General features: G+C 52.2%; 26 protein-coding genes and 1 tRNA gene. 18 read left to right on the top strand and 9 right to left on the bottom strand.

All coding sequences use genetic code 11. From position 1 onward, the window contains the following. The first annotated feature begins 116 nt into the window (after positions 1 to 116). From IEW12_RS01385 to nth, 3 genes are all read left to right on the top strand, one after another. Positions 117 to 1,352, top strand: coding sequence for a polyhydroxyalkanoate depolymerase (locus IEW12_RS01385; RefSeq protein WP_188564210.1), 1,236 nt, complete (start codon positions 117 to 119; stop codon positions 1,350 to 1,352). Positions 1,353 to 1,511: 159 nt separating this feature from the next. After that, positions 1,512 to 2,207, top strand: a complete 696-nt coding sequence (gene rsxB / locus IEW12_RS01390; RefSeq protein ID WP_188564211.1) for an electron transport complex subunit RsxB — start codon at positions 1,512 to 1,514, stop codon at positions 2,205 to 2,207. Next, the gene (gene nth / locus IEW12_RS01395; RefSeq protein WP_188564212.1) at positions 2,204 to 2,851 is read left to right on the top strand and encodes an endonuclease III; all 648 of its coding nucleotides are present in this window, start codon (positions 2,204 to 2,206) and stop codon (positions 2,849 to 2,851) included. The genes rsxB and nth overlap by 4 nt, the downstream gene beginning before the upstream one ends. Before the next feature lie 37 nt (positions 2,852 to 2,888). Here the strand turns inward: nth and IEW12_RS01400 are convergent, their stop codons facing one another. Further along, positions 2,889 to 3,470 carry a malonic semialdehyde reductase gene (locus tag IEW12_RS01400; RefSeq protein ID WP_188564213.1) on the bottom strand — a complete coding sequence of 194 codons (582 nt, stop codon included), beginning with the start codon at positions 3,468 to 3,470 and terminating at the stop codon, positions 2,889 to 2,891. 169 nt (positions 3,471 to 3,639) lie between these two features. On the opposite strand from IEW12_RS01400, the gene IEW12_RS01405 reads away from it, so the two are divergent. Further along, positions 3,640 to 4,068, top strand: a complete 429-nt coding sequence (locus tag IEW12_RS01405; protein ID WP_188564214.1) for a DUF1841 family protein — start codon at positions 3,640 to 3,642, stop codon at positions 4,066 to 4,068. Positions 4,069 to 4,143: 75 nt separating this feature from the next. On the opposite strand, the gene IEW12_RS01410 is transcribed toward IEW12_RS01405, so the two are convergent. Further along, positions 4,144 to 4,491 carry a c-type cytochrome gene (locus IEW12_RS01410; protein WP_188564215.1) on the bottom strand — a complete coding sequence of 116 codons (348 nt, stop codon included), beginning with the start codon at positions 4,489 to 4,491 and terminating at the stop codon, positions 4,144 to 4,146. Between the two features lie 15 nt (positions 4,492 to 4,506). Then, the gene (locus IEW12_RS01415) at positions 4,507 to 4,827 is read right to left on the bottom strand and encodes a c-type cytochrome (RefSeq protein ID WP_188565582.1); all 321 of its coding nucleotides are present in this window, start codon (positions 4,825 to 4,827) and stop codon (positions 4,507 to 4,509) included. A 283-nt stretch (positions 4,828 to 5,110) separates the two neighbouring features. Here IEW12_RS01415 and IEW12_RS01420 point away from each other — a divergent pair, with 283 nt between their 5' ends. Next, on the top strand, positions 5,111 to 5,965 hold the full coding sequence (locus tag IEW12_RS01420) for an AAA family ATPase (protein ID WP_188564216.1): 855 nt from the start codon (positions 5,111 to 5,113) through the stop codon (positions 5,963 to 5,965). 60 nt (positions 5,966 to 6,025) lie between these two features. Here the strand turns inward: IEW12_RS01420 and IEW12_RS01425 are convergent, their stop codons facing one another. Further along, entirely contained in the window at positions 6,026 to 6,484 is a 459-nt protein-coding gene (locus tag IEW12_RS01425; RefSeq protein ID WP_188565583.1) for a multidrug/biocide efflux PACE transporter, read from the bottom strand. A gap of 120 nt (positions 6,485 to 6,604) precedes the next feature. Between IEW12_RS01425 and IEW12_RS01430 the strand changes: the two genes are divergently transcribed. Continuing rightward, complete coding sequence (locus IEW12_RS01430) at positions 6,605 to 7,501, top strand: LysR family transcriptional regulator (RefSeq protein WP_188564217.1); 897 nt, start codon at positions 6,605 to 6,607, stop codon at positions 7,499 to 7,501. 42 nt (positions 7,502 to 7,543) lie between these two features. On the opposite strand, the gene acs is transcribed toward IEW12_RS01430, so the two are convergent. Beyond that, on the bottom strand, positions 7,544 to 9,526 hold the full coding sequence (gene acs / locus IEW12_RS01435) for an acetate--CoA ligase (RefSeq protein WP_188564218.1): 1,983 nt from the start codon (positions 9,524 to 9,526) through the stop codon (positions 7,544 to 7,546). A gap of 317 nt (positions 9,527 to 9,843) precedes the next feature. On the opposite strand from acs, the gene IEW12_RS01440 reads away from it, so the two are divergent. From IEW12_RS01440 to IEW12_RS01455, 4 genes are all read left to right on the top strand, one after another. Further along, the gene (locus IEW12_RS01440) at positions 9,844 to 10,443 is read left to right on the top strand and encodes a YqhA family protein (protein WP_188564219.1); all 600 of its coding nucleotides are present in this window, start codon (positions 9,844 to 9,846) and stop codon (positions 10,441 to 10,443) included. Between the two features lie 53 nt (positions 10,444 to 10,496). Continuing rightward, positions 10,497 to 12,023 (top strand): fumarate hydratase, encoded by a 1,527-nt coding sequence (locus IEW12_RS01445; RefSeq protein ID WP_188564220.1) that lies wholly within the window; start codon positions 10,497 to 10,499, stop codon positions 12,021 to 12,023. A gap of 10 nt (positions 12,024 to 12,033) precedes the next feature. Next, positions 12,034 to 12,924, top strand: coding sequence for a glutamate racemase (gene murI / locus IEW12_RS01450; RefSeq protein ID WP_188564221.1), 891 nt, complete (start codon positions 12,034 to 12,036; stop codon positions 12,922 to 12,924). A gap of 159 nt (positions 12,925 to 13,083) precedes the next feature. Continuing rightward, positions 13,084 to 13,159 (top strand) — tRNA-His (locus tag IEW12_RS01455). A 107-nt stretch (positions 13,160 to 13,266) separates the two neighbouring features. On the opposite strand, the gene IEW12_RS01460 is transcribed toward IEW12_RS01455, so the two are convergent. Beyond that, entirely contained in the window at positions 13,267 to 14,133 is an 867-nt protein-coding gene (locus tag IEW12_RS01460) for a tetratricopeptide repeat protein (protein ID WP_188564222.1), read from the bottom strand. 199 nt (positions 14,134 to 14,332) lie between these two features. Beyond that, on the bottom strand, positions 14,333 to 15,070 hold the full coding sequence (locus IEW12_RS01465) for an autoinducer binding domain-containing protein (RefSeq protein ID WP_229750847.1): 738 nt from the start codon (positions 15,068 to 15,070) through the stop codon (positions 14,333 to 14,335). Positions 15,071 to 15,301: 231 nt separating this feature from the next. Between IEW12_RS01465 and IEW12_RS01470 the strand changes: the two genes are divergently transcribed. The 4 genes from IEW12_RS01470 to IEW12_RS01485 all read left to right on the top strand — a co-directional run bounded on the left by IEW12_RS01470 (position 15,302) and on the right by IEW12_RS01485 (position 19,472). Then, the gene (locus IEW12_RS01470) at positions 15,302 to 15,823 is read left to right on the top strand and encodes a Csu type fimbrial protein (protein WP_229750848.1); all 522 of its coding nucleotides are present in this window, start codon (positions 15,302 to 15,304) and stop codon (positions 15,821 to 15,823) included. Between the two features lie 61 nt (positions 15,824 to 15,884). Next, entirely contained in the window at positions 15,885 to 16,679 is a 795-nt protein-coding gene (locus IEW12_RS01475; RefSeq protein ID WP_188564224.1) for a fimbrial biogenesis chaperone, read from the top strand. Between the two features lie 190 nt (positions 16,680 to 16,869). After that, positions 16,870 to 18,996, top strand: a complete 2,127-nt coding sequence (locus tag IEW12_RS01480) for a fimbria/pilus outer membrane usher protein (RefSeq protein ID WP_188564225.1) — start codon at positions 16,870 to 16,872, stop codon at positions 18,994 to 18,996. Next, positions 18,993 to 19,472, top strand: coding sequence for a Csu type fimbrial protein (locus IEW12_RS01485; RefSeq protein WP_188564226.1), 480 nt, complete (start codon positions 18,993 to 18,995; stop codon positions 19,470 to 19,472). The genes IEW12_RS01480 and IEW12_RS01485 overlap by 4 nt, the downstream gene beginning before the upstream one ends. Before the next feature lie 45 nt (positions 19,473 to 19,517). On the opposite strand, the gene IEW12_RS01490 is transcribed toward IEW12_RS01485, so the two are convergent. Next, on the bottom strand, positions 19,518 to 20,780 hold the full coding sequence (locus tag IEW12_RS01490; protein WP_188564227.1) for a flavin-dependent oxidoreductase: 1,263 nt from the start codon (positions 20,778 to 20,780) through the stop codon (positions 19,518 to 19,520). Between the two features lie 36 nt (positions 20,781 to 20,816). Here IEW12_RS01490 and IEW12_RS01495 point away from each other — a divergent pair, with 36 nt between their 5' ends. The 3 genes from IEW12_RS01495 (at position 20,817) to IEW12_RS01505 (ending at position 22,834) form a co-directional block, all read left to right on the top strand. Next, a complete protein-coding gene (locus tag IEW12_RS01495) occupies positions 20,817 to 21,002 on the top strand; it encodes a hypothetical protein (protein ID WP_188564228.1) in 186 nt (61 codons plus the stop codon). A 28-nt stretch (positions 21,003 to 21,030) separates the two neighbouring features. Continuing rightward, positions 21,031 to 21,495 (top strand): MarR family winged helix-turn-helix transcriptional regulator, encoded by a 465-nt coding sequence (locus IEW12_RS01500; protein ID WP_229750849.1) that lies wholly within the window; start codon positions 21,031 to 21,033, stop codon positions 21,493 to 21,495. Between the two features lie 187 nt (positions 21,496 to 21,682). Continuing rightward, positions 21,683 to 22,834 (top strand): ABC transporter substrate-binding protein, encoded by a 1,152-nt coding sequence (locus tag IEW12_RS01505; RefSeq protein ID WP_188564229.1) that lies wholly within the window; start codon positions 21,683 to 21,685, stop codon positions 22,832 to 22,834. A gap of 83 nt (positions 22,835 to 22,917) precedes the next feature. Here IEW12_RS01505 and IEW12_RS01510 read toward each other — a convergent pair whose 3' ends face one another. After that, entirely contained in the window at positions 22,918 to 23,556 is a 639-nt protein-coding gene (locus tag IEW12_RS01510) for an outer membrane beta-barrel protein (protein WP_188564230.1), read from the bottom strand. 418 nt (positions 23,557 to 23,974) lie between these two features. Between IEW12_RS01510 and IEW12_RS01515 the strand changes: the two genes are divergently transcribed. Further along, on the top strand, positions 23,975 to 24,703 hold the full coding sequence (locus IEW12_RS01515) for a glutathione S-transferase (protein ID WP_188564231.1): 729 nt from the start codon (positions 23,975 to 23,977) through the stop codon (positions 24,701 to 24,703). Positions 24,704 to 24,730: the final 27 nt, after the last annotated feature.

A 24,730-nucleotide genomic window follows, 5' to 3' on the forward strand; every position in this document is an offset into this window, starting at 1 on the left:
ACATTCATGTTGTAGTGTCGCTTTGCGACAAAAAAATGAATCTGGTTTATGATGCATTGCAACAAGGTAGAAAATTCATTCGAATCGGATCGCTACCCCATCTGAAAGTTACGAATATGCTTTATCAATTACATGAACTGAATCGTGCATTTCTGAACCCACTGACACAGTGGGCGGAAGCCTCGTCCAAGCTGTTTTCCAACCCTGTTTCCCCGCTGGCCCATACCCCCTATTCACAGCGCATCGCCGCTGCTTATGAGTTGGTATACCGCCTGGGCAAGGATTACGAGAAGCCAGAATTCGGCATTACATCCACCACCGTGGATGACAAAACCGTGGAAATCGTACAGACCACGGCTGTCGTCAAGCCATTCTGCAAACTGCTGCATTTCAGGAAAACGTTTGCGGGCAAAGACATGTCTAAGCTGAAGCAGCCGAAGGTGTTGCTGGTTGCGCCTTTGTCTGGCCACCATTCGACGCTGTTGCGTGATACAGTGCGCGGCCTGCTGCCGCAGCATGATGTGTATATCACCGACTGGACCGATGGTCGCATGGTGCCGCTCAGCGAAGGCGATTTCCATCTGCACGACTATATTTACTATGTGCAGGACTTCATCCGTTTATTGGGACCGGACGTACACGTTATTTCAGTGTGCCAGCCTACCGTTCCCGTACTGGCTGCGATCTCATTGATGGCCACGGCCAAGGATCCAAAGTTGCCTAAGACCATGACGATGATGGGTGGGCCGATAGATCCACGCAAATCGCCTACCGCAGTGAACAATCTGGCGACCGAGAAGAAATTTTCCTGGTTTGAAAATACCGTGATCTACAGTGTCCCCGCCAATTATCCTGGCCATGGCCGCAAGGTATATCCGGGCTTCCTACAGCACGCGGGTTTTGTGGCGATGAATCCTGATCGCCATGCGCAGAGCCACTATGACTTTTACGAGCACCTGATCCAGGGGGATGATGAGTCCGCTGAACAGCATCGCAAGTTCTATGATGAATACAATGCGGTGCTGGACATGCCTGCCGACTACTACCTGGAAACGATCAAGACTGTCTTCCAGGATTTCGATTTGCCCAAGGGTACATGGAAAGTTGAAGGCAAGCTGGTGCGTCCGCAGGATATCAAGACCGTGGCACTGTTCACCGTCGAGGGCGAGCTGGACGATATCTCCGGCGCCGGCCAGACCCAGGCAGCACACGATCTGTGCAGCGGAATTCCTGCCAATATGAAGCAGGACTTTGTGGCGCCAAAATGCGGGCACTACGGTATTTTTTCCGGCCGCCGCTGGCGCGAAGTGATTGCACCGAAAATCGGCCAGTTCATTAAAGACCACTCCTGATCTGTAACTGCTAGTCATGAAAGCCGCAAGTCTCGCAAAGACATGCGGCTTTTTAATTTTTACGGAAGTTATTCAGCTGGCCCTCGCCAAGAACTTAGGGGACAGAAGCTTGGTTTGGAGGGATAATAGCGGTTTTAGCAGCCGCCAAAGCCTCACCTCGTGCCTCTCTCACTCGCCGATCAACTAGAAAACCTGCTGCCGCAGACTCAGTGCACCAAGTGCGGCTATCCTGCATGTCGTCCATATGCAGAAGCAATGGCCGATGGCAGTGCCAGTTACAATCAATGCCCTCCTGGCGGCCAGGAAGGCGTGGCCCGATTGGCCCATGTTTTAGGCAAGCCTGTCATTCCTCTGGATATAACGCACGGCCATGAGCGCGTGCGGCCAGTCGCAGTAATCGACGAAGCCTATTGCATAGGCTGTACGCTGTGCATCCAGGCTTGTCCGGTGGATGCCATCCTCGGCGCGCCAAAACAAATGCATGCGATATTGCCGGACTTATGTACCGGCTGCGATCTTTGCGTGGCGCCCTGCCCTGTAGATTGCATCAGCATGGTTGAGGTTACGCATGGCAAGACTGGCTGGGATGCATGGACGCAGCAGCAGGCAGACCAGGCACGCCGGCAATTTCACTTCAGGCAGGACAGGCTGAAGCGTGAAAAGCAGGAGAACGACGACAGGCTGGCCGCGAAAGCTGCGGCCAAGTTGAAGACTATCAGTGCCGAGCCAGCGCTTGCACCGGAAGAAGTCCAGGCGCAAGAGCGCAAGAAAGCCATTATCGCCGCGGCGATAGAACGTGCCCGGCTGAAGAAACTGGAAAACGACAATCTAGCAAAACCTGAAGAAAAAAAATGAATGCAAGCATCAGACAGGCCATCTTTGCACGACTCAAAGCTCAAAATCCGCATCCAACCACGGAACTGGAGTACACCACGCCGTTTGAACTGCTGATTGCGGTGCTGCTATCGGCGCAGGCCACCGATGTGTCGGTAAACAAAGCCACGCGCAAGCTCTATCCAGTCGCTAATACGCCACAGGCCATTTATGCGCTGGGGGTGGACGGCTTGATTCCGTACATCCAGACCATAGGCCTGTTCCGCACCAAGGCTAAAAATGTGATCGAGACTTGCCGCATACTGATGGCAGAGCATGATGGACAGGTGCCGCGCACGCGTGAAGCGCTGGAAGCCTTGCCGGGCGTGGGTCGCAAAACAGCCAATGTCGTGATGAATACGGCATTCGGCGAACCTACTATCGCCGTGGACACGCACATTTTCCGCGTATCGAACCGCACCGGAATTGCGCCGGGAAAAAATGTGGAGATTGTTGAGGAAAAGCTGATGAAGGTGGTGCCAGCCGAATACAGGATGGATGCCCATCACTGGCTGATCCTGCATGGCCGTTACACCTGCCTGGCACGCACGCCCAAATGCTGGAATTGCATGATTGCGGACCTGTGCGAGTTCAAGCAGAAAACGCCGGTGCCAAAAGGCGCCTGAACTTGTCCAGGCGTCTTGCTGCGATTACCGTGAACGTTTAAACAATCTTGCAGGCTTCGTCAAAAGCCAGGCGTGGTGAGCGTGCGAACAATTTCTCTGCATTGCCGTAGCCGATATTGCAGATGAAATTGGCTTTCACCGTTGTGCCGGCGAAAAAGGCAGCATTGACTTTTTCTGCATCAAAGCCGGACATGGGGCCGCAATCCAGGCCCAGTGCGCGGGTGGCGACCATGAAGTACGCTCCTTGCAGCGAAGAGTTGCGGAATGCGGTTGCGTCTATCATGGGCTGGTTGCCGACGAACCACGAGCGCGCATCAGCGTGCGGGAACAGTTGCGGCAGCTTGTCGTAAAAAGCCATGTCCATGCCTATGATGGCCGTTACCGGCGCTGCGCGGGTCTTGTCTGCATTTCCTGCAGATACACAGGCAACCAGCTTTTCTTTTTCTGCATCGCCACGAACGAAAACGATACGGGCTGGAGAGCAGTTGGCGGATGTCGGTCCCCATTTCATCAGGTCATAGATCTGATGCAATTGCGCATCAGTGACGGGCTTGTCCAGCCATTCATTATGCGAGCGCGCGTTGGTAAACAAGGTTCCCAGGTGTTCAGTGCTTAACATAGATATCTCCAGTGGAATTCAGGCATAAATGCCATAACAAATTGTGCTGCAATTTTATACCCTGCGGATGATACCTGATGTTGCCGCTTTGTTCCGGCTGATGACACTTCAAGCCTGTATCTTCAAATCACCTTACAATACCGGCTGAACTGCCTTTTAGATAAATTTGATGTTTACACCCAGCCAACACGACGTACGCCGTTTTTTTTGCGAAACCTACCGCAAGTCCAAGGCCAGAGAAATCCTGACACCGATGGAAATGATCGCCTCGGACTGGATCTTGCACCATCCGGAATATGAGGGAGACCTGCAGGATGTGGAAGCCGCGCTGGAAGCGACTTATTCAGTTGATGCCGGCCAGAGCAATCCATTTTTGCATTTGTCCATGCATCTGACCATCGCTGAGCAGATATCGGTGGACCAGCCGCCGGGAGTGCGTGCCGCATTCCAGAAGCTGGCGAATAAATTCAATTCCGAGCATGAAGCACACCATCAGATCATGGAATGCCTGGGCGAGATGCTGTGGAATTCGCAGCGCACGGGTCTGCCGCCGGATGGTGCGGCCTATATAGAGTCTCTGAAACAGAGGGCCAGCTAGCGCGGCAGCGGTCGATCCCCTCCGGAAAATAAAAAAGCCACGATGATCGTGGCTTTTTTGCAAAGGCGGTTTGGCTTATTTTTTCAAGACCAGAGTGCCTGGCAGGCTATGGAAATAAGCAGCGATATTCTCGATATCCTTGTCATTCAGGGCTTTAGCCTGTGCACCCATGATTGCATTGCCGCGGCCGTTAGGACCGTCGGAACCGCGTTGATAAGCTTTCAATGCATGCGCCAGGTAATCCTGGTTCTGGCCAGCCAGCTTTGGATAAGATGGATCGATAGGCGTTTTAAAGTCCGCGCCATGGCAGGAGGCGCAATTGAATTTCGCTGCTGCAGTTTTACCGGCTTCGATATCGCCACCTGCAAACGCCATCAGGGAAGTTGCAGACAACAACGCTGCCAACAAGATATTTTTCTTCATTATCAGCACCCTTTCTTATTTTTGTTGTGAGTAGTAAGCGGCCAGATCGGCAATATCCTGGTCGCTCAGGCTGCCTGCAATACCACGCATGGACGGGTTTTTGCGGTCACCCTTCTGATACGCCTTCAATGCACTTTCGATGTACTTGGCAGATTGACCGCCAATCATGGGCACCTGGAACACTTCAGGGAAGCTTGCCTTGTAACCTGGAATGGCATGGCAACCAATACACATTGCGATTTTGTTTTCAGCAGCCTTGGCGTCGCCGACGATTTCAGCCGCATTAGCGACTTGGGCAATGCCCGCCAGAGCGAGAAGTGCAAGCAATTTTTTCATAGTAGCAGGGATAGAATTAGCAAACGAAGCGATTTGATCCAACACAATATTCTAGCTGATTAAACCTAAAATTGTTGAAAAATAGCAGCTTGACAGCTCAAAAAAGCTATACAAATTGGAATTTCGTGGCGTGGAAAGCAGATTTTTACGACAAATATGCAGAATCACGATCCAGTAAATTTTCTACAATCTTTGCATCTCGTCGTCAAAATAGAACACTCGTTCACAAGATTGCCGGTTCTCGCTTATACTCGGATAACTTTACTTTTTTTGCCCGCATACCATGACTCAGGCTCCCCGCTTTGATGGCGCACAAAATTATGTCGCGACCGATGATTTGAAACTGGCCGTCAATGCTGCATTGACGCTGCAACGCCCCCTGCTGATCAAAGGCGAACCGGGCACGGGTAAAACCATGCTGGCCGAAGAAGTGGCGGCGGCCTTGAATATGCCGCTGCTGCAATGGCATATCAAGTCAACGACCAAGGCCCAGCAAGGCCTGTATGAATATGATGCGGTTTCGCGCTTGCGCGATTCGCAGCTGGGTGATGAGCGCGTCAAGGATATCCACAACTACATCGTCAAGGGTGTGTTGTGGCAGGCATTTACCGCCAACGAACCTGTGGTATTGCTGATCGACGAAATCGATAAAGCCGACATTGAATTCCCTAACGATCTGCTGCGGGAGCTGGATCGCATGGAATTTTATGTGTATGAAACCCGTGAAATGGTGAAGGCGGTACACCGCCCTCTGGTCATCATCACGTCCAATAACGAAAAAGAATTGCCGGATGCCTTCCTGCGCCGCTGCTTCTTCCATTACATCAAGTTCCCGGACAAGGATACGATGGAGAAGATCGTTGACGTGCACTTCCCTAAGCTGAAAAGCGATCTGCTGGCGCAAGCGCTGCAGACCTTCTATGAAGTACGGGATGTTGCCGGCTTGAAGAAAAAACCTTCCACGTCTGAGTTGATAGACTGGCTGAAGCTGTTGCTGGCGGAAGACATTCCTGCTGAAGCACTGCGTAGCAAAGACAATAAAGCTGCAGTGCCGCCGTTGCATGGCGCGTTGCTGAAAAATGAACAGGACGTGCACCTGTTTGAGCGGCTGGTATTCATGTCGCGCGCGAATCGCTGATCTCTGTAACAAGCGACCGCAAAGAAAAAAGCGCAGCTTATAGCTGCGCTTTTTTTATTTTCACAAAACCGCAGCACTGCGGTGCCTGAGCAATATTGCCCTTAAATTGTCGTAAGCCCAGTTAAAAATCAGCGTGTACGGTAAAAAGAATAAGATCAAGCCTATATCCAGTACAAACGCTTCCAACAGGCTCAAATTGAGCCACCATGCCGCCAGAGGCACGACCATCAGCAAGAGACCCAGTTCAAATGCAGTTGCGTGCACTACCCTCGCCTTCATATTCCGCGTCAATTGCCAGTGGCGCAGTGCGCGGTCAAACAGTATATTGAAGACCAGATTCCATAACATGGCGATCAGCGACACAAAGATGGTCAGCATGCCTGCATCCGACAGCGTTATCCCCATCACGCCGACTAGCAGGGGCGCGCTGATCGCAATTGCGCTTATCTCAAACAGCACTGCGTGAAAAGAACGCTCCCACATGCTTCTGTGGAAATTTTGCGGCGTCTTTAACGGCATTGTCATATCTATCTCCTATGCTTTCAATTGGATTGACAGCATTTTCAACGATATTTTTGATATGATGAAGTTGGTTATCATCGGAAAAACCGATATTTCAAGCTAAAGACGAAAACCGCCATGCGCCACTCCCTAGAGTCCCTGACCATGTTTGCCGAAGCCGCCAGCCTTGGCTCCTTTTCCGCCGCCGCGCGCAAACTCGGAAAGCAGCAATCAACCGTCAGCGAAGCGATCGCAAACCTGGAAATTGATCTGGGCCTGAGTCTGTTTGACCGCAGCACGCGCCGTCCCACACTGACCGAACATGGCAAGGCAATGCTGGTCCATGCGCAGCAAATCATGGAAGCCAATGACAAGATGGAACGCGCTGCCAATCGCCTCGCAGAGGGCCTGGAATCGCATCTGTCACTGGTAGTATCGGATACCTACCAGGTGCCGTTGGAACTGGTGCTGGGGGATTTTGAGCGCCGGTATCCGGATCTGGAACTGGAATGCATGGTTGCCGAACACACTGACGTCGTTGCGCTGGTGCAGGATGGGCGCGCGCATCTGGGGCTGGTGGCCGCGCAAGCCGACTATCCACCGGATATCGGCTTTCAGTCGATTGCCGAGCACTCCAGCATAGGCCTGTACGTGGGTAAACAGCATGCGCTAGCGGCCGAGCCGCAACTAAGCACTGCTGCGCTGCATCGTCACAGAGAGCTGAGGCTGAACACCTATGCCGGCGATGTGATTCAGCGCAGGCGTGGAAAAGCCTGGTCTTCTTCCAGCTATCTGTTGCTGATGGAAATGGCGGAGCTGGGTTTTGGATGGGTGGAATTGCCGAGCTGGATACGCCGGCGTTTCGCTGCAGATAGCCTGGTGGAGCTAAAAGGCATGGGCTGGCCCAAGAGCGTGCAGGTCGATGCGGTGTGGTCGCGTCGCCGCGGCCTGGGGCCGGCGGGTAGCTGGCTACTGGAAACCCTGGTCAAGACCCAGGATATTGCAGGTGCTGCCGAGAAGAATCCTGCGCAATAAAAAAGAGAGGGCATGCCCTCTCTTTTCACTTACTCACGCGATTTATTGCGCCTGTTTCAATTGCTCCAGGATGGCCGGATTTTCCAGCGTGGAGATATCCTGAGTGATTTCTTCACCCTTGGCCAATACACGCAACAGGCGACGCATGATCTTGCCGGAGCGTGTTTTCGGCAGATTGTCGCCAAAGCGAATTTCCTTGGGTTTAGCAATAGGGCCGATTTCCTTGGCAACCCAATTACGCAATTCTGTCGCAATCTGTTTGGCTTCGTCACCGGTCGGGCGGCTGCGTTTCAGCACCACGAAGGCACAGATTGCCTCCCCGGTGGTGTCATCCGGTTTGCCGACTACCGCTGCCTCCGCCACCAGGGGATTGGCAACCAGCGCGGATTCAATCTCCATCGTACCCATGCGATGGCCGGATACATTCAGTACATCGTCAATCCGGCCGGTAATGGTGAAATAGCCAGTATCCTTGTTACGTATCGCGCCGTCACCGGCAAGATACATGGTGCCGCCCAGCTCGTCAGGGAAATAGCTCTTCTTGAAGCGCTCGTTATCGCCCCAGATGGTACGTATCATCGATGGCCATGGTTTTTTCACCACCAGGATGCCGCCCTGCCCGTTCGGCAAATCATGGCCGGTTTCATCCACAATTGCAGTCATGATGCCCGGCAGCGGCAAGGTGCAGGAGCCCGGTACCATAGGCGTTACGCCAGGCAAAGGCGAAATCATGTGGCCGCCGGTTTCCGTCTGCCAGAAGGTATCTGCAATCGGGCATTTCTCGCCGCCGATATGCTTGTAGTACCACATCCAGGCTTCCGGATTGATAGGCTCGCCCACCGAACCCAGCAAACGCAGCGAGCTCAGGTCATATTGCTTAGGATGGATCTTGGCATCGCCATCGGCTGCCTTGATCAGCGAACGGATGGCCGTTGGTGCTGTGTAGAAAATCGTTGCTTTATGTTTCTGTATCATGTCCCAGAAGCGTCCCGCATTTGGATACGTAGGGATGCCCTCGAATACGATTTCAGTTGCGCCGGCTGCCAGCGGTCCGTAAGTGATATAGCTGTGACCCGTCACCCAGCCTATGTCGGCGGTACACCAGAACACATCGGTGGGCTTGATGTCGAAAGTCCATTTCATCGTCAGCAGTGACCATAGCAGGTAGCCGCCGGACGAGTGCTGCACGCCTTTAGGTTTGCCGGTGGAGCCGGAAGTGTACAAAATGAACAAAGGATGTTCTGCACTGACCCACTCAGGCTCGCAGACATTGGATTGCGGGGCAACCAGCTCGTGCATCCACAAATCGCGGCCGGCGACAAAATTGATATTGCCGCCTGTACGTTTGTAGATAATGACGTCCTTGATCTTTTCGCAGTCACCCAGGGCCAGCGCTTCGTCAACGATGGATTTTAAAGGCAAATGTTTGCCGCCGCGTGCTTGCTCATCGGCTGTAATTACCGCTACCGCACCCACGTCCACAATACGTTCTTGCAGGGACTTGGCGGAAAAACCGCCGAACACGACAGAATGCGTTGCACCTATGCGTGCGCAAGCCTGCATCGCGACTACGCCTTCTACCGACATCGGCATATAGATCACTACGCGGTCGCCTTTTTTGATGCCGCGTGATTTCAGGCCATTGGCAAACTTGCAGACTTTTTCATGCAAGTCCTTGTAGCTGATCTTGCTTACGTCGCCGGCATCGGACTCAAAAATCAATGCGACTTTGTCGGCATTGCCGTTTTTCAGGTGCACATCCAGGCAATTGTAGGAAACATTCAGCAAGCCGTCTTCAAACCATTTATAGTTTGGCGCATTGCTTTCATCCAGTACCTTGGTAAATGGCTTATGCCATTGCAGATTCTCGCGCGCGAGCCTGCCCCAAAAACCTTCGTAATCCTTTTCAGCCTCAGCGCACAGCGCATTGTAGGCATCCATCCCGGAAATATTGGCATTCGCGACAAAAGCGGCAGGTGGTGAAAACACACGGGACTCCTGCTTTGCCGTTTCTAGGTCTGACATGATTATCTCCAACTTGTTTTAATAATAAGCAATGCAAATGCGCCTGAACCTGCTTCAAATTGCGTGAAATACGGGCATGTGCAAATTGACACTACCATATTCCGGCAGTCTTACTTAGGCCTTACGCTAGGCCATCGACAAAGAACTACGATACAGCAAGCAGCGTTTTATTTCAATTTTGGCATTTGATGGCCGCCTGGTTTTATTATCTCCCATCTATCGTTTACAGTCTTGCTGCAGGAATTGGCTCCAGCCGTGTAAAATGGCGGCTTGATTCAAAATAGACATCGGTTGGACTCGCGGCCGAAATCATATCCATGTCCGAAAAAGTAGCCTTTTCCAAGTTGTCGCCGCTGGCAAACCTGATTTTCCTGAGCCGCTGGCTGCAATTGCCACTGTATCTGGGATTAATCCTTGCCCAAGGCGTCTACGTCTATCATTTTTGGTATGAGCTGATCGATCTGATCAAGGCGGCATTCGGCAACCAGGTAGCGCTGGAGCACATTCTTTCCAATTTCCCCAACCTCGTCGATAAGCCGACCAAGCTGACGGAAACCACAATCATGCTGGTGGTACTGGGCCTGATCGACGTGGTGATGATCTCCAATCTGCTGATCATGGTCATCATCGGCGGATATGAAACCTTCGTCTCCAAACTAGGCCTTGACGGCCATCCGGATCAGCCCGAATGGCTGTCGCACGTGAACGCGTCTGTGCTGAAAGTGAAGCTCGCAATGGCTATCATCGGCATTTCGTCCATTCATTTGCTGAAGACCTTTATCAATCCCGGCCCCCAGGGCGACAACACCTGGATTGCGCAAACCGTGATTCACGTTGCCTTCCTGTTGTCTGCACTGGCAATCGCTTACTGCGACTACATAGTTACCAAAACCCAGCAGGCTGGCGACTCCCACTAAGCCGCATTGCCGCCCACTATTCAGTTTTAACCCCTAGCCATATAGCCACTATCATGACAGTCATCAAAAAAGCAGACCTCATTGAATCTGTAGCCGCTGCATTGCAATACATCAGCTACTACCATCCGGCCGACTACATTGCCCATCTTGCACGAGCCTATGAAACGGAACAAAGCCCGGCTGCAAAAGATGCAATTGCGCAGATCTTGACCAACTCCCGCATGTGCGCGGAAGGACGTCGCCCTATCTGCCAGGATACCGGTATCGTCAACGTGTTCCTTAAAATAGGCATGGAAGTACGTTTCGAAGGTTTCGGCAGTGGCTCCATTACCGACGCAGTCAATGAAGGCGTGCGACAGGGTTATGCGAACCCTGACAACGTCTTGCGCGCCTCCATCGTGGCGGACCCGCACTTTGAGCGCAAGAACACCAAGGACAACACACCGGCTGTAATCCACATGGAGCTGGTGCCCGGCAATACCGTTGACGTGCAGGTTGCAGCCAAAGGCGGCGGCTCGGAAAACAAGACCAAGTTCGTCATGCTGAACCCATCCGATTCGCTGGTGGACTGGGTCATGAAAACTGTGCCAACCATGGGCGCCGGCTGGTGTCCTCCCGGCATGCTGGGCATAGGCATAGGCGGAACCGCCGAGAAAGCGATGTTGATGGCGAAGGAATCGCTGATGGAAGACATCGACATGTATGAGCTGCTGCAGCGCGGCCCGCAAAACAAGACCGAAGAATTGCGCATAGAACTGTGCGAGAAAATCAATGCGCTGGGCATAGGCGCGCAAGGCCTGGGCGGCTTGACGACTGTGCTGGACGTGAAAATCCGCATGCATCCTACACATGCGGCTTCCAAGCCTGTCGCCATGATTCCTAACTGCGCTGCAACCCGCCATGCCCACTTTGTGCTGGATGGTTCGGGCCCTGTCTACATGGAACCACCATCATTGTCCAACTGGCCTGATGTGAACTGGGTAGCCGACACGGAAAAATCCAAGCGCATTGACCTGAATACATTGAGCAAGGAAGAAGTCGCGTCCTGGAAGCCAGGCCAGACCCTGCTGTTGAACGGCAAGATGCTGACCGGCCGCGACGCCGCGCATAAACGTATCCAGGACATGCTGGCCAAGGGCGAATCCCTGCCGGTGGACTTCACCAACCGCGTGATCTACTACGTGGGACCTGTGGATCCGGTACGTGATGAAGCAGTCGGCCCGGCCGGCCCGACCACTGCTACCCGCATGGATAAATTCACCGACATGATGCTGGAAAAAACCGGACTGATCTCTATGATAGGCAAGGCGGAACGCGGTCCGGTGGCGATTGAATCGATCAGGAAACACCAATCGGCCTATCTGATGGCTGTCGGCGGCGCCGCCTACCTGGTTTCCAAGGCGATCAAGACCGCCAAGGTCGTCGGCTTTGCCGATCTGGGCATGGAAGCCATCTATGAGTTCGATGTGGTTGATATGCCTGTCACCGTTGCCGTGGACTCCACCGGTACTTCAGTACACAACACTGGCCCTAAAGAATGGCAGGCCAAGATAGGCAAGATCCCTGTCGCAGTCGCTTGATGTTGGTTTGATGTTGTCCAGCTCCGCATCAGCAATAGACCCAGTGCGCCAACCGCTGCATGCAAATGCGCCGGTTGGCGTTTTTGATTCCGGCGTAGGTGGCCTGTCGGTACTGCAGCACATCCGCCAGCAGCTACCGCATGAATCCTTGCTGTATTTTGCTGATTCCGCGTTTGCGCCGTATGGCGACAAGCCTGAAGCTGTGATCGTGCAGCGCTCGCTGGGCATCGCGCAATTCCTGCTGGCGCAAGGCGTGAAAGCGCTGGTAGTTGCGTGCAATACCGCGACCGCTGCGGCAATTGCGGCTATCCGGCACACCTATCCCTCTTTGATCGTAGTTGGCGTGGAGCCGGGTCTGAAGCCTGCCATCGCCGCGAGCAATACCGGGCTGATCGGCGTCATGGCTACCAGGCGAACCCTGGAAAGTCAAAAATTTATCGCGCTACGAGATCAGTTAAGTGAGGCGCACCAGGTAAAGTTTTTACCACAGGCCTGTGTGGGGCTGGCAGACCAGATAGAAAAAGGCGAGCTACAGTCGCAGGCCACTGCCCTGCTCTTGCAGGGCTATATTCATCCACTGATTGAGCAAGGTGCCGATACGCTGGTGCTGGGTTGCACGCATTATCCTTTTGTACGGCCATTGATAGAACGGGTAATAGAACAAATGATCCCGCGCACCGGCGGGCAAAAGCACGCTGTTTGCATCATCGATACCGGTGAAGCAGTAGCTCGCCAACTGGCGAAGCTATTACATGTCAATGATAGGCTGGCCGCTACAGAAGGTGTAGCGGATATGCGCGCATATACTACCGGCTCACCTTCAGACATGAGCAATGCATTGAACAACTTGCTGAAGATGAAAAACGCCAAGCAAATGGTGCAGGCAGTGCAATTTGCCTAAGGATTGTGCAAATTCTCGCGAGCACTTATTTTTCAGCCCGTTTTCGCTCTATTTATTAACTTATTTCCCTATTTTCATTTGCCAGATTCGCAAAAGCATCGTATAATTCTTTGCTTTCTTGGAGCAAAATCAAGAAAAGAAGTTGGCAGTAAATCAGTGGTGGCTGTAGCTCAGTTGGTAGAGTCCAGGATTGTGATTCCTGTTGTCGTGGGTTCGAGTCCCATCAGCCACCCCACAGAATAAAAACGAAGCGCACTTTTTTAAGTGCGCTTTTGTTTTTGCGGCGGAGGTTTTATCCGCTGCAAAGAGGCCTACTCCCTCACAGCGGATGCGGGGATATTTTTAGTTATCCCAGTCGCCTCCACTGCTGTCGCCGTCATCCCAGGATGACGCATCGGAAACACCAAAGTCGTTGCCACCCATATCATCATTGCGCGTCAGGTCCACCGGCGTATCGTTATTGTTCAAATACTGGTTAGCCATTCCTGACGAACGCTCGCTTCTGTCACCGTCAGTGAAGTGATGCATCAAGGCTTCACCCGCTACGATGCCGGCACCAACCGCAGCTCCTGTCGCCAGCCCACCTACTATGCCGGAACCTATACCGCCAGACGTGGCCTGCTGCGGATAAGCACCATATGTACCGGGGGCATATCCTGGCTGCGGCATGGGATTCACCGAGCCATATCTGCCGCCACCTGCATATACCTGCTGACTGCCGTTATTTCTGCGCACAAAAAAGACAATCAAGGCGATCACGCCGGCGCCCAGGATAATAATGCCCCAAGGCATGCTTGTGCCTGCATTATTCTGGCTGGATACCTGAGATGGTGTGTACACCGGCGACAGCGTTCCGGATTGTTGTGTATGTGCTTTTGCAAACAGGCTCTTCAAATCCTGTACTGCAGCGGGCTTGGCAAAAGGCAGGCCTGGGTCCAGCCGTTCTGCTGTAGCCAATTCGGTCTCAGCGCTGGAGAAACGCCCCTGCTTGGCTAGCAGTTCTGCTTCGACAAAATGGGCCTTGCCGCTATTTGGATGGTCGCGCAATACCTTCTGCATCATCTCTTGCGCTTCAGCCATCTTTCCGGACTCTGCGGCTTGATAAACCTGATGCAGAGTGGGATCATCCGCTGCCATGGCAGTGCCAGACAGCATGGCAGAAGCCAATGCCATTACAGCAAAGGAACGAAAAATAGTGTTCTTGATCATCACCGCACTCCTTGAGCTATTCCCGCAGTCAGAAAGCTGCGGATGCTTACTAAATGGAGCGCTGCAAAGACGAATTCAAGACAGGCATGGTACCGCCAACAGTGGATAAATGTATCAAACTGTTTACTGCCCGTGCATCTATTCGTAACATTCGTAATATTCGTAACAATAGCGACTGTATGTAAGTTTTATTACAAAGTCACAAGAAACCCAGTATCGCCGCTTTGATGACGCCTGCTGTTTTATTGCTGGCCCCCAGTTTGACCAGGGCATTGTTGACGTGGAAATTGACCGTGCGCTCGGAAATGCACATGATGTTGCCAACCTCGCCTGAGGTCTTGCCATCCGCGCTCCAGCGCAAAACCTCCACTTCACGGGTTGTCAGTTGCGTCTCGGCCTCAGGCAAGAATCTGGGCACCAGCAGGCGCGAAAATGCCTCGTGCGCGGTCTGCGCCAGCCAGGATTTTTGCAATGCCCGGTTACGCAATTCCTTGAAGGATAAATGGGAGTGCGAGCGCGCAAAAGTCAGCATGCCGACTATGCCCCTGGCGTCGTGGCTGGATTGCGCCCAGCCAGCTTCCAGTCCATGCGTTCGGGCATCTCGCCAGAACTTGGCACTACCGACATATTCATCCCCCGACCAGATATAGGGCGTGATTGAGTGCATGTCGTGGATTTCATGATCGACCGAATGATAGTAGTCGTCCAGATAATGCCTTTGCCATTGCTGAGGCTGGCTACTCAGCATAATGACGCGCGGCTGGGACAAGGGCAGAGGCATGCGCATGCCGTACGCACAGTAGTCGTAGCCCAATTCATCCGCAATTTGCGATAAAGCGTTAAGAAAGCCCGCTTCAGTTTGTGCGTCCAGCAACAACTGTATTTGTTCTTCTTGCCAGCTATGCATCTGTGCCCCCATCGCAAGTAGATTTATCAAATTAACAATCCCGCTATATCCATACTAGAATATTTTTAACAAGAAATCCTTATTATTTTTTCAATTTACGTTAAATTGTTGTTAATTATGCCGATGCATTTATCCTGTTTCCACTATAGGAGAAAAATAGCAATTTGGCTTTCAGTCCTGTCAACATTAACAGTTACATAAGTTATCAAAAGTGTATTCAATGAACTCATTACATTTCTCGCATAACAATGGAGGATGGAAATGAAGGCGGAACAACTAAGAAAAATCACACTAGCCCTGGCAATTTTTTCCACCTGTCAGATCTTGAATGCAGCGACCGTCACAGCAACAATGACCAATACGGTAACCATCAGCAATAGTTGCACAGTTAGTACAACAGGCTTCACCACCACGTATGATCCGGTCAGCGCGAACGTGTCAGCAAATCAAGACGTGACTGCAACCGTTACCACCAGTTGCACCCTGCTGGCGCCCGCCATCATCACCCTTGGACAAGGTGCCCATGCGGCGGGCGGTTCTACCGATATCACCCCGCTCAGGCGATTATCCAGCGGCGGCGGTAGCCCGGTATTCTTGAACTATTCCCTGTACCAGGATTCTGGCCGCACTACCACCTGGGGCAATACCGCCCTGACGGGTGTATCGATTGTCGGAACGGGTGCTACCGCAAACAACACTGTGTACGCACGTATTCCGTCTGGCCAATCCCCCGGAGCGATAGGTACTTTTACCGACTCTGTGGTTGTCACCGTCACCTATTGATTTGAGCGGCTGTGCGTTCATGCTGGTGGGCTCCTTACTTCAATCCATGCGTATAAGCAGAATGATGTCCAGAGTATTGGCGGCACTCGTGCTGCGTCATGACCAGGCTATGCTGATTGCCTTTTATGCCCGAACGAAGAAGTCAGGGCGAAAATTTTTCTTGAATGTGCTGCTCTTTCTCTTGGCATGCCAAGCGGTCTTGGCCTGTGCCGCGGCATTCAACATCAATCCGGTTAAATTCCAGTTGAATGCAAGCGACGCTGTCGCAGTAATGCAGATATCCAATCCGACGGATCAGCCCGTACGCTTGCAGATCAATGTGCTGGACTGGACTACCGACGGTTACAAGGAAGTTCTGACCGACACCGATGACCTGCTGGTCAACCCGCCGATCTTTTTGCTCCCTCCCAATAAAACCCAGTACGTACGTTTCGGATTACGCACATCCGGCGACCGCAATCATAACATCGAAAAATGCTATCGCCTGGTAGTGGAGGAAGTGCCCACGGAAGCGCCGACCAACGGGCTTCGTACCCTGTTGCGCTTCAGCCTGCCTGTTTTTTTCTCGCCAAAAGAAAAAGATGAACAGCTTATATGGAAGCTGAAAAAACAAGGTCAAAACCTGATGCTAGTTGCTGCTAACGACGGAAACATCCACGCCAAGATAAACGCCGTGAGCCTGACGGAGGACGGCACCAAGCCCTTGCTCAAAGTATCCACGCCAACCTATGTACTTCCAGGCCAGCATAAAGAGTGGCCGGTCGCACCAGCACAGAATCTTTCCGCTAAATATCGATTGGAAATCCAGACTGAAGATGGAGAGAGAAAGGAAATTCTCGTTCAAGGCGCTGAGTAAATTTTTTCTTATAGGCAGCCTCTATTTCATCTTATTTCCACTTTTTGCAGCGGAAGAGTCTTACTATCAAAAACAGGAACTATTGCTATCGGTAACGGTGAATGATAAGGAGATGTCGGGTGTAATCAGGTTCGTGCAAACGACAGACCATCGCCTGCTTGCTCCAGAAAGTCTTTTTCAGGAAGCCAGGTTGAAAATTCCATCAACCAACAATGGATTAAGCGAAGTGCGGCGCTATAACGAAAATTACTATTTTCTGGATGGCGTGCCTTCACTGCATACAGAGATAGAGCAAGATACGCAGACGCTGAGCATCACGGCTCCCAGCAGTGCCTTCACCAATTCCACGTACGACCTGCATAGCCTCTCGCAACGCCGGGGAAGTACACCGTCTGACATCGGCGGATTTTTTAACTATGACCTTGATTACCTGAACAATTCAGGCAGGAACGGCTTGTCGGGCATTTTTGAACTCGGTGCCTTTGACGGAGCCGGCACTTTCACCAGCCGTTTTGTAGGGCGTAGCCAAAACGGGAGCAATTCCCTGTATCGCCTGGACAGCCAGTACAGCCGGGACTTCCCGGAAGAAATGAGCGTACTGGTATTAGGCGACAGCGTAACTGCTGCAAGTCCTTTCGCGCGCCAGTATTACTTCGGAGGCTTGCAATGGAAAACCAAGTTTGCAACCAACCCCGGCTATCAATATATCCCGCTCCCCCTGATGCGCGGCACGGCGACCTCCCCCTCCGTTGTGGACATCTACATCGACAACGTTTTGCGCCTGCGCCAAAATGTCGATACCGGGCCATTCGCGATCAATAACCTGCCCGTTTTTACCGGCCAGGGAAACGTGCAAATGGTCGTCAGGGATGTCTTGGGCAGGCAGCAGTTGTATACGCAAAGCTATATCAACAGCGCCCAGCTATTGCGCGCCGGTGTCAAGGACTATTCCGTAGAAGTTGGAGCCCTGCATGACGGCTTTGGAACACGGGACGATTCCTATGGAAGAGTTTTCGGGTCCGGCAGCATGCGTTACGGCTACTCCAGCCAACTGACCCTGCAAGGTACCGCAAATGTAATGCGGGAAAAACAAACACTGGGTCTCGCTTTGACCTATGCGATCAAGGATATCGGCATCGTCAGCTCCGGCCTCGGGTACAGCCATGCGAGGTCCGGTAACGACAGCCGGACTTTCATCCAATACGACAAGCAAAACATGCTCAACAATTTTTCCGTCCGGGTGCAGAAGGTGGGGAAAAGATATTGGCAAACCTTGCCGGACGATACCGATCTGGCCTCTTCGCTGGAAATGCAATTACAGGACAGCATCTCTTTTTCGCGAAGAATGGCTTTTTCCGTGGGTTACTTCAAACAAAAAAACCGCGACCGGCCGAATGTAGCGACATTCAACGCAGGATTTAATGTTAACTTTGATAATGGCAGCATACTGAATGTAGGCTTGATCAAGTCGCTGACGGATACCCGGGATCTTACTGTAAATGCTCTGTATATCATCCCGATGGAAAACTATCGCCTGCTGCAAATGACTGTCAACAGGCAAAATGGAACACAGGGCTTCGAAACCCTGTACCAGCGTACGGCACCGATAGAGGGCGGATGGGGATATCGGCTGCGCAAGGGTTTTTTTGACTATCCCACCAGCGATATAGGAGTTAATTATCTTGGACAACTGGGTGATGTGTCCGTCAGCGCAAACCACTTGTCAGGCCAGAATAATGTCGAAGTCACGGCGCGTGGAGGTCTTGCATTTATGGGCGGGCATCTGAGGGCATCACGCTGGATTACTGACAGCTTCGGGGTCGTGGAGGTGCCCATCAAGGAGCCTGTCGACATCTATGCCAATAATCGCTGGGTGGCCCGTACCGACAGGGATGGCGTCGGTTTCATCCCCAACCTGATACCGTATGAAGACAACAAGATACATCTTGAAGGCGACTCCCTGCCCTTGAGAATGTCCCTGGAGCTGGAAGAGAGATTCGTCATGCCGATTTCCAGATCCGGCGTGTTATTAAAATTCAAGGCAAAAGAAAATCGCAGTGCGACCATCATCCTGACGGATGAAAGCGGTGAGCCTCTGCCGGCTGGTACTTTTGTTACCATCATAGGCGCGGACCAGACCGCAGAGGTGAGTCTGGTTGCCTTGCGCGGGCGGGTCTTTATTTCGGAAGCCAGTTTTCCAGCCATCGTTTCTATCGACACCTCCAAATTCAGGTGTGACATCGAAATCAACGCCGAACAAACACCAGAGGGGTTTCCGGTGTTGGGCCCCTATATATGCAAGGAAGACAAAAAATGATACGAGCAGCACGGCTGACGATTTTGTCAATTGCTTGTCTGGTGGCACAGCAGGCGCAGGCTATTGTCACCGTCAGCCTGTGCGGCGTCAGCACCGCCGGTGTCGCATTCGGCAGCTATGACCCCAGCAGCGCTGTCGATACGACCGGTCTGGGATCCATTACTTTCGGTTGCCTTGCCTCGGGCTTGGGAACCCTTACCTATACCATTACCATCAGCGCTGGAAACGGTACATTTTTGGACAGGCAGATGAAGGCAGGTACTACCCGCATCTCCTATAATCTCTATCAGGACTCCAACCGCACCATACTTTGGGGCGACGGAACCGGCGGCAGTTCAATTTACAATGAGAGCCTGTCGATTGTCGTGGCAGGCCTCTTTAGCAAAAACTACACGGTATACGGAAAAATACCTGCACTGCAATTGAAGCCTGCCGGCAGCTACACCGATAGCGTAACAGTGACTGTTACGTTTTAATTTCTCCGCGTTTCCCCTGATCACCCGAGATGGTTTTTCTGGGAGTCAGGGCTTGGCGGCATTACCCGCATTACCCGCATTACGCAGGCTGTCTTTGTCAAACCCGGCAAGACGCTTGTACTTCATAGAAATTTCTTCCAGCTTTTCCTGGGGAATCACGTCATTGATATGCTGGAATCCCCCTGGAGCCCTCTCCTCCGCCATCTGCATCACCTGTTCCGGCCCATTCATCCGGTTGCGCAAAACGATACCCGTCGTACGCGGTAGTCGCTCTGCCTCGTACTCACGCAATGCAAACAAGATGTCGCCTTCGTTTGCCAGGCAGTCCGCCAGATAGCGAGCATCCAGTATCGCCTGGGCACTGCCATTGGATCCTATTGGATACATGGGATGCGCAGCATCACCCAGCAGGCTGACCCGGTCGAACGTCCAGCGCGGCAAGGGATCGCGATCTACTAGCGGAAATTCATAGACTTCCGCAGCATCTGCTATAAGTGCCGGAATGTTTATCCAATCCCATTGCCAATCCAAAAAAGCGGGACTGAACACGCTTTTATCCACTTTGCGGTTCCAATCGGTCTTGGGCAACTCGCCATTCGGCACCTTCAGTTCCGCAATCCAGTTGATCAAGGATCGGCCTTGTTGCCGTAACGGCTCTGAAATAGGATAGGCAACGAACTTCTGATCCTGATAGCCTGCCATGAACATGCTGCTGCCATCCAGATAAGGTGGCGCTTCGGTAATCCCCCTCCATAGCATGCGGCCGGAAAAACGTGGCAAGTCCCCCGTTGGGTATAGAAATTTCCTGACAGCCGAGTGTATGCCATCCGCACCGATCAGCACATCGGACTCAACAGTAATTGCCGAATTATCATCCTTGCGCAGCCAGCGCGAAATGACCTTTTGTCCATCCTGGATGAAAGATGCAAACGCATGGCCCTGATGGATATGCTCACGGCCCAGCCGTGCTATTGCTGTTTCCAGCAAGCTCATCTGCAATTCGCCCCTATGGATGGAAAACTGCGGGGAGCTGTAGCCTGCGGCCCGGCCGCGAGGCTCGGACCATATCTGCTGTCCAAATTTATTAAAATACGTCAGGCTGGAGGTCTGTATACCCTGCTGTGACAAGCAGTCTTCCAGCCCTAGTTCGCAGAGCTGCTGGCTGGCATGCGGCAGCAGGTTGATGCCGACACCCAGCGGTTTGATCTCGCTGACAGCTTCAAATATCTCTACCTCTATGCCTCGTTCCTTCAACATCAGCCCCAATACCAAGCCGCCAATTCCCGCTCCTGCAATTGCAACTTTCATGTTTGTCCCCTACAAGCTTTTGGTAAATATTGTTATATGATAGAACAATTGTACTATGAAACAAAAATTGAAAAATCGCAAGCTGCTTGCAACACTGAACAAGTCTTCATTTATCCTGTGCTTGTGATAGCGCTACAATGGCGTCGAGTCAACCAATCGGGACGGGCACATGCCGGAACAAACAAAGGAAAAAAACTTGCGCAGCAACAAAACGATGCTTAAAAAAGTTACTTCCCCTTCAACAATGGAAATGTCATCCTTCAATGCACGCATTCCAGGCATCCATTATGACATTCTGAATCAATTGGTCGGCTATGCGGTGCGCCGGGCCCAGCTCACTATCTATGAAGACTTTGCCAGGGCACTCGCGGCCGAGGACATTACGCCGCAACGCTTTTCTTCGCTGGTCATCATAGAAAATAATCCCGGCATTTCCCAGACCCGACTGGCTGAAGTGATGGGCATTGCCCGTTCCGGGGTAGTCGCCATCATCGATGGATTCGAAAAAAATGGCCTGGTAGAGCGGCAGGCTGCGGAAGACCGCAGATCCTACAATCTGCATCTGACAAAGCTCGGGCATAAGGAAATCAAAAGATACAAGAAGATCGTCGAAGCGCACGACGAACAGGTTTCACATAAGTTGAATTCGACGGAAAAACAAGAACTGCGCCGCCTGCTCCGCAAGCTCGGCACAGGATCGGAAGATCAGCCCTGATTTCCGCAAGACAATATAAGCTTAAGTCCACCGGGCCGACTTACTCCATGCGCCATGCCGTCTTGCATATCAAGCGGTATGCCGTTATAGTAAATAACTGTTATGCTACATAACAAATAACAATATCCCCTTAGGGGAAATGGCGGCAAATCTAGCTGTTCCTCAGAAAACAGAAACGGAGACATGCATGAAAAAATCAAATAAACCCCGGTTGATTGCACAGTTGCTGGTTGTGGCCGGTAGCCTGGCCAGCCTACCGGCTTTGGCGGACATTACCATAGGCGTCAGCCTGCCTTTGACCGGCCCTGCATCCGGCCTCGGCATCCCGACCAAAAACGGCATAAGCATGTGGCCCGAAAGCATCGCCGGCGAAAAATTGAAAGTCATTATCCTGGATGATGCGTCGGATGTGACCCAATCCAACAAGAATGCACGCCGCTTCATCACTGAAGATAAAGTTGACGTGATCGTCGGCTCTACCGCTACGCCAGCGTCCATCGCACTATCCGATGTTGCAGCGGAAGGCCAGACGGTGCAGATATCCACCTCGCCGGTTGAACTAGCTGAAGGCAAAGGCGCATGGACTTTCCGCGTAGCGCAATCTACTACCCTGATGGCTGGCGCAATTATCGAGCATATGAAAAAAACCGGCGTAAAAACCTACGCCTACCTCGGTTTTTCTGATGCCTACGGCGAAGCCTGGTTAAAAGATTTCGGAGCGCTGGCCAAACAAGCCGGCTTGCAGTCGGTGGCGACAGAACGGTTTGCCCGAGCAGACACCTCCGTCACGGCGCAGGCACTAAAACTGGTGTCGGCAAAGCCGGATGCGATACTGCTGGGAGCTTCCGGCAGCGGTGCCGCGATGCCGCACAAGGCCTTGATAGAGCGCGGCTACAAAGGAAAAATTTACCAGACCCACGGTGCTGCATCACGTGATTTGATACGGCTGGGCGGCAAGGATGTGGAAGGTTCTTTCGTCGTGGCCGGCCTGGCAGTCATGCCTGAAGCCCTGCCCGACAACCATCCGAGCAAAAAAATTGCCACAGATTTTGTTGAGCGCTATGAAAAACAATTCGGCGCCGGCACTCGCAACCAGTTCGCAGCCCATGGCTATGATGCCAACCTGCTGTTGCAGCATGTCGTACCGTTGGCGTTGAAAAAAGGAAAACCAGGTACACAAGCCTTCCGTACAGCACTGAAGGAAGCCCTGGAATCTACCAACGGCGTAGCAATTACGCAGGGCCTGATCAAGTACACGCCTAAAGATCATTTCGGCTTGCAAGACAATGCCCGCGTGCTACTGACCATAGAAAACGGCAACTGGAAGCTGGTGAACTAAGCCACCTGCCTCCCCCCTTTTTCTTTACACCCAATCAAAGCCGGCACCCCTGACATCAGGGCTGCCGGCTTTTATTTCACTTGCTAGAACTTCGCGACTAGCCCGACGGACAGCAAATTGACGTTGCTCTTGCCCCCAGTCTCGATATTGTCACCCAGGCGTGCGAAGCGTTCGTACTCGCCGCGCACGCTGAGATTCTTATTGATGGCATACGACAAGCCGGCGCCATAATTCAATGAGGTTTTCCATGTGCTGTCCAGACCGCTGTATGCCGTTCCTGCGGCGGCAGAACTATTGGACACATCAAGAGAAGTCTTGCCATAATAGAGGCCACCCTTGCCAAACAGCGAAAATTCATTGGACAGAGGAAGTATGCCAACAGCGTCAATCACGGCGCCTGAGCTTTTGAAATTGGCTGACACTGCGCCATCACTCAGTGCCGCGCTATACTTGGATTTTCCCAAATCGACGTAGCCGCCTTCTAACGCAAAATTGGGCGTAAACTGGTGCCCTACCAGCAATTTGAATCCGGTATCGGTGTCCTTCAGATCCGAAGACTGGACTACGCCACCGCTGTTATTCAATATTGCGTCGGAAGTGCTTTGATTCGCGCCATTAAATTTGGATTGGCCGACGGAGCCTACTACATACAAATCCTCCGCATATGCCGACGCAGTCAGGGCAGTCGCCGCCAACAACACGAGTACTTTACTGTTTATCATATTTAACCTTTTTCAAAGAGAGGGTGCTGCAAATTAAATCCGGCAAAAAGATCCAAACGCTTCCAGCGTAATTTGAAGCAGCCCCGAGCTATTTATCTGATGCAAACCTGCAGGCAGCGACTTGATAATAGGCTCTCGACAAAATTGGGGTGTGTGGTTTTGTACAGAGATGTTTCCAGATGTGTGCCGGCATAATGCCCGGTAAAAATGCCTTGTTTCGTGCAGCTATGTGCTGTAGTTCGCATATCTGGCAGGCAAACTGGTCTATGCTGGCAGCAAGATATCAATAGGTTCCTGCGGATCCAACGCAGCTTTAATTACACACACTTACATGCCTTGGCTACTTTTTACTTGACGTCAAATTTCGAAACGATTGTAAAAGCATCCGCTTTTTCGGCAGAAGAAAGGAAGGACAGCGATGATCTTTGAACTATATTACTGGCCCGGAATCCAAGGGCGCGGAGAATTTATCAGGTTGGCGCTGGAAGAGGCCGCAGTGGAATATGTGGATATCGCTCGCATGCCAAAACGCGGCGGCATGGGCATACCGGCCATGATGTCCTTTATGGAAGACAGCGCAACGGAGCGCTCAATGTTCACTCCGCCGTTTCTAAAGCACGGCGAGGCTCTTATCGGCCAGACCGCGAACATCCTGCTCTACCTCGGTTCTCGCCTCAGACTGGCCCCAAAAGACGAGGCTGGAAAACTGTGGGCGCATCAGTTGCAACTGACAATTGCAGATCTGATTACCGAGGTACACGATACCCACCACCCCATTGCGACAAATTTATACTATGAAGACCAGAAAGCGGCGGCAGTAAAGCGCGCGGGAGATTTCAAGAAATACCGCATCCCCAAATTCCTGGATTACTTCGAACAGGTGTTAAATGCCAATACCAGGCGCGGGCGCTATATGGTGGGTGGGCGCCTGTCCTATGTAGACCTGTCCATATTCCAGGTGGTGGAAGGCTTGCGTTACGCATTCCCGCGAACTATGGCGAAGCTGGAACAAAACTATCCGGGTTTGATTGCCGTGCATGACGATGTCGCCATCCGGCCGAGGATAGCAGCGTATTTACAGTCGGAACGGCGCATAGATTTCAACGAAGACGGCATTTTTCGCCACTACCCGGAGTTGGACAAGTAAAATTTTCAGGTTGCACGCCGACACCCA

Source organism: Parundibacterium terreum (genome assembly GCF_014636315.1).
Classification (GTDB): domain Bacteria; phylum Pseudomonadota; class Gammaproteobacteria; order Burkholderiales; family Burkholderiaceae_D; genus Undibacterium; species Undibacterium terreum.

Coding starts and splice junctions, on each gene's coding strand:
- IEW12_RS01385 (WP_188564210.1), top strand. CDS start 117: ATGCTTTATCAATTACATGAACTGAATCGTGCATTTCTGAACCCACTG.
- nth (WP_188564212.1), top strand. CDS start 2,204: ATGAATGCAAGCATCAGACAGGCCATCTTTGCACGACTCAAAGCTCAA.
- IEW12_RS01400 (WP_188564213.1), bottom strand. CDS start 3,470: ATGTTAAGCACTGAACACCTGGGAACCTTGTTTACCAACGCGCGCTCG.
- IEW12_RS01405 (WP_188564214.1), top strand. CDS start 3,640: ATGTTTACACCCAGCCAACACGACGTACGCCGTTTTTTTTGCGAAACC.
- IEW12_RS01410 (WP_188564215.1), bottom strand. CDS start 4,491: ATGAAGAAAAATATCTTGTTGGCAGCGTTGTTGTCTGCAACTTCCCTG.
- IEW12_RS01415 (WP_188565582.1), bottom strand. CDS start 4,827: ATGAAAAAATTGCTTGCACTTCTCGCTCTGGCGGGCATTGCCCAAGTC.
- IEW12_RS01420 (WP_188564216.1), top strand. CDS start 5,111: ATGACTCAGGCTCCCCGCTTTGATGGCGCACAAAATTATGTCGCGACC.
- IEW12_RS01425 (WP_188565583.1), bottom strand. CDS start 6,484: ATGCCGTTAAAGACGCCGCAAAATTTCCACAGAAGCATGTGGGAGCGT.
- IEW12_RS01430 (WP_188564217.1), top strand. CDS start 6,605: ATGCGCCACTCCCTAGAGTCCCTGACCATGTTTGCCGAAGCCGCCAGC.
- acs (WP_188564218.1), bottom strand. CDS start 9,526: ATGTCAGACCTAGAAACGGCAAAGCAGGAGTCCCGTGTGTTTTCACCA.
- IEW12_RS01440 (WP_188564219.1), top strand. CDS start 9,844: ATGTCCGAAAAAGTAGCCTTTTCCAAGTTGTCGCCGCTGGCAAACCTG.
- IEW12_RS01445 (WP_188564220.1), top strand. CDS start 10,497: ATGACAGTCATCAAAAAAGCAGACCTCATTGAATCTGTAGCCGCTGCA.
- murI (WP_188564221.1), top strand. CDS start 12,034: ATGTTGTCCAGCTCCGCATCAGCAATAGACCCAGTGCGCCAACCGCTG.
- IEW12_RS01460 (WP_188564222.1), bottom strand. CDS start 14,133: ATGATCAAGAACACTATTTTTCGTTCCTTTGCTGTAATGGCATTGGCT.
- IEW12_RS01470 (WP_229750848.1), top strand. CDS start 15,302: ATGAAGGCGGAACAACTAAGAAAAATCACACTAGCCCTGGCAATTTTT.
- IEW12_RS01475 (WP_188564224.1), top strand. CDS start 15,885: ATGATGTCCAGAGTATTGGCGGCACTCGTGCTGCGTCATGACCAGGCT.
- IEW12_RS01485 (WP_188564226.1), top strand. CDS start 18,993: ATGATACGAGCAGCACGGCTGACGATTTTGTCAATTGCTTGTCTGGTG.
- IEW12_RS01490 (WP_188564227.1), bottom strand. CDS start 20,780: ATGAAAGTTGCAATTGCAGGAGCGGGAATTGGCGGCTTGGTATTGGGG.
- IEW12_RS01495 (WP_188564228.1), top strand. CDS start 20,817: ATGATAGAACAATTGTACTATGAAACAAAAATTGAAAAATCGCAAGCT.
- IEW12_RS01500 (WP_229750849.1), top strand. CDS start 21,031: ATGTCATCCTTCAATGCACGCATTCCAGGCATCCATTATGACATTCTG.
- IEW12_RS01505 (WP_188564229.1), top strand. CDS start 21,683: ATGAAAAAATCAAATAAACCCCGGTTGATTGCACAGTTGCTGGTTGTG.
- IEW12_RS01510 (WP_188564230.1), bottom strand. CDS start 23,556: ATGATAAACAGTAAAGTACTCGTGTTGTTGGCGGCGACTGCCCTGACT.
- IEW12_RS01515 (WP_188564231.1), top strand. CDS start 23,975: ATGATCTTTGAACTATATTACTGGCCCGGAATCCAAGGGCGCGGAGAA.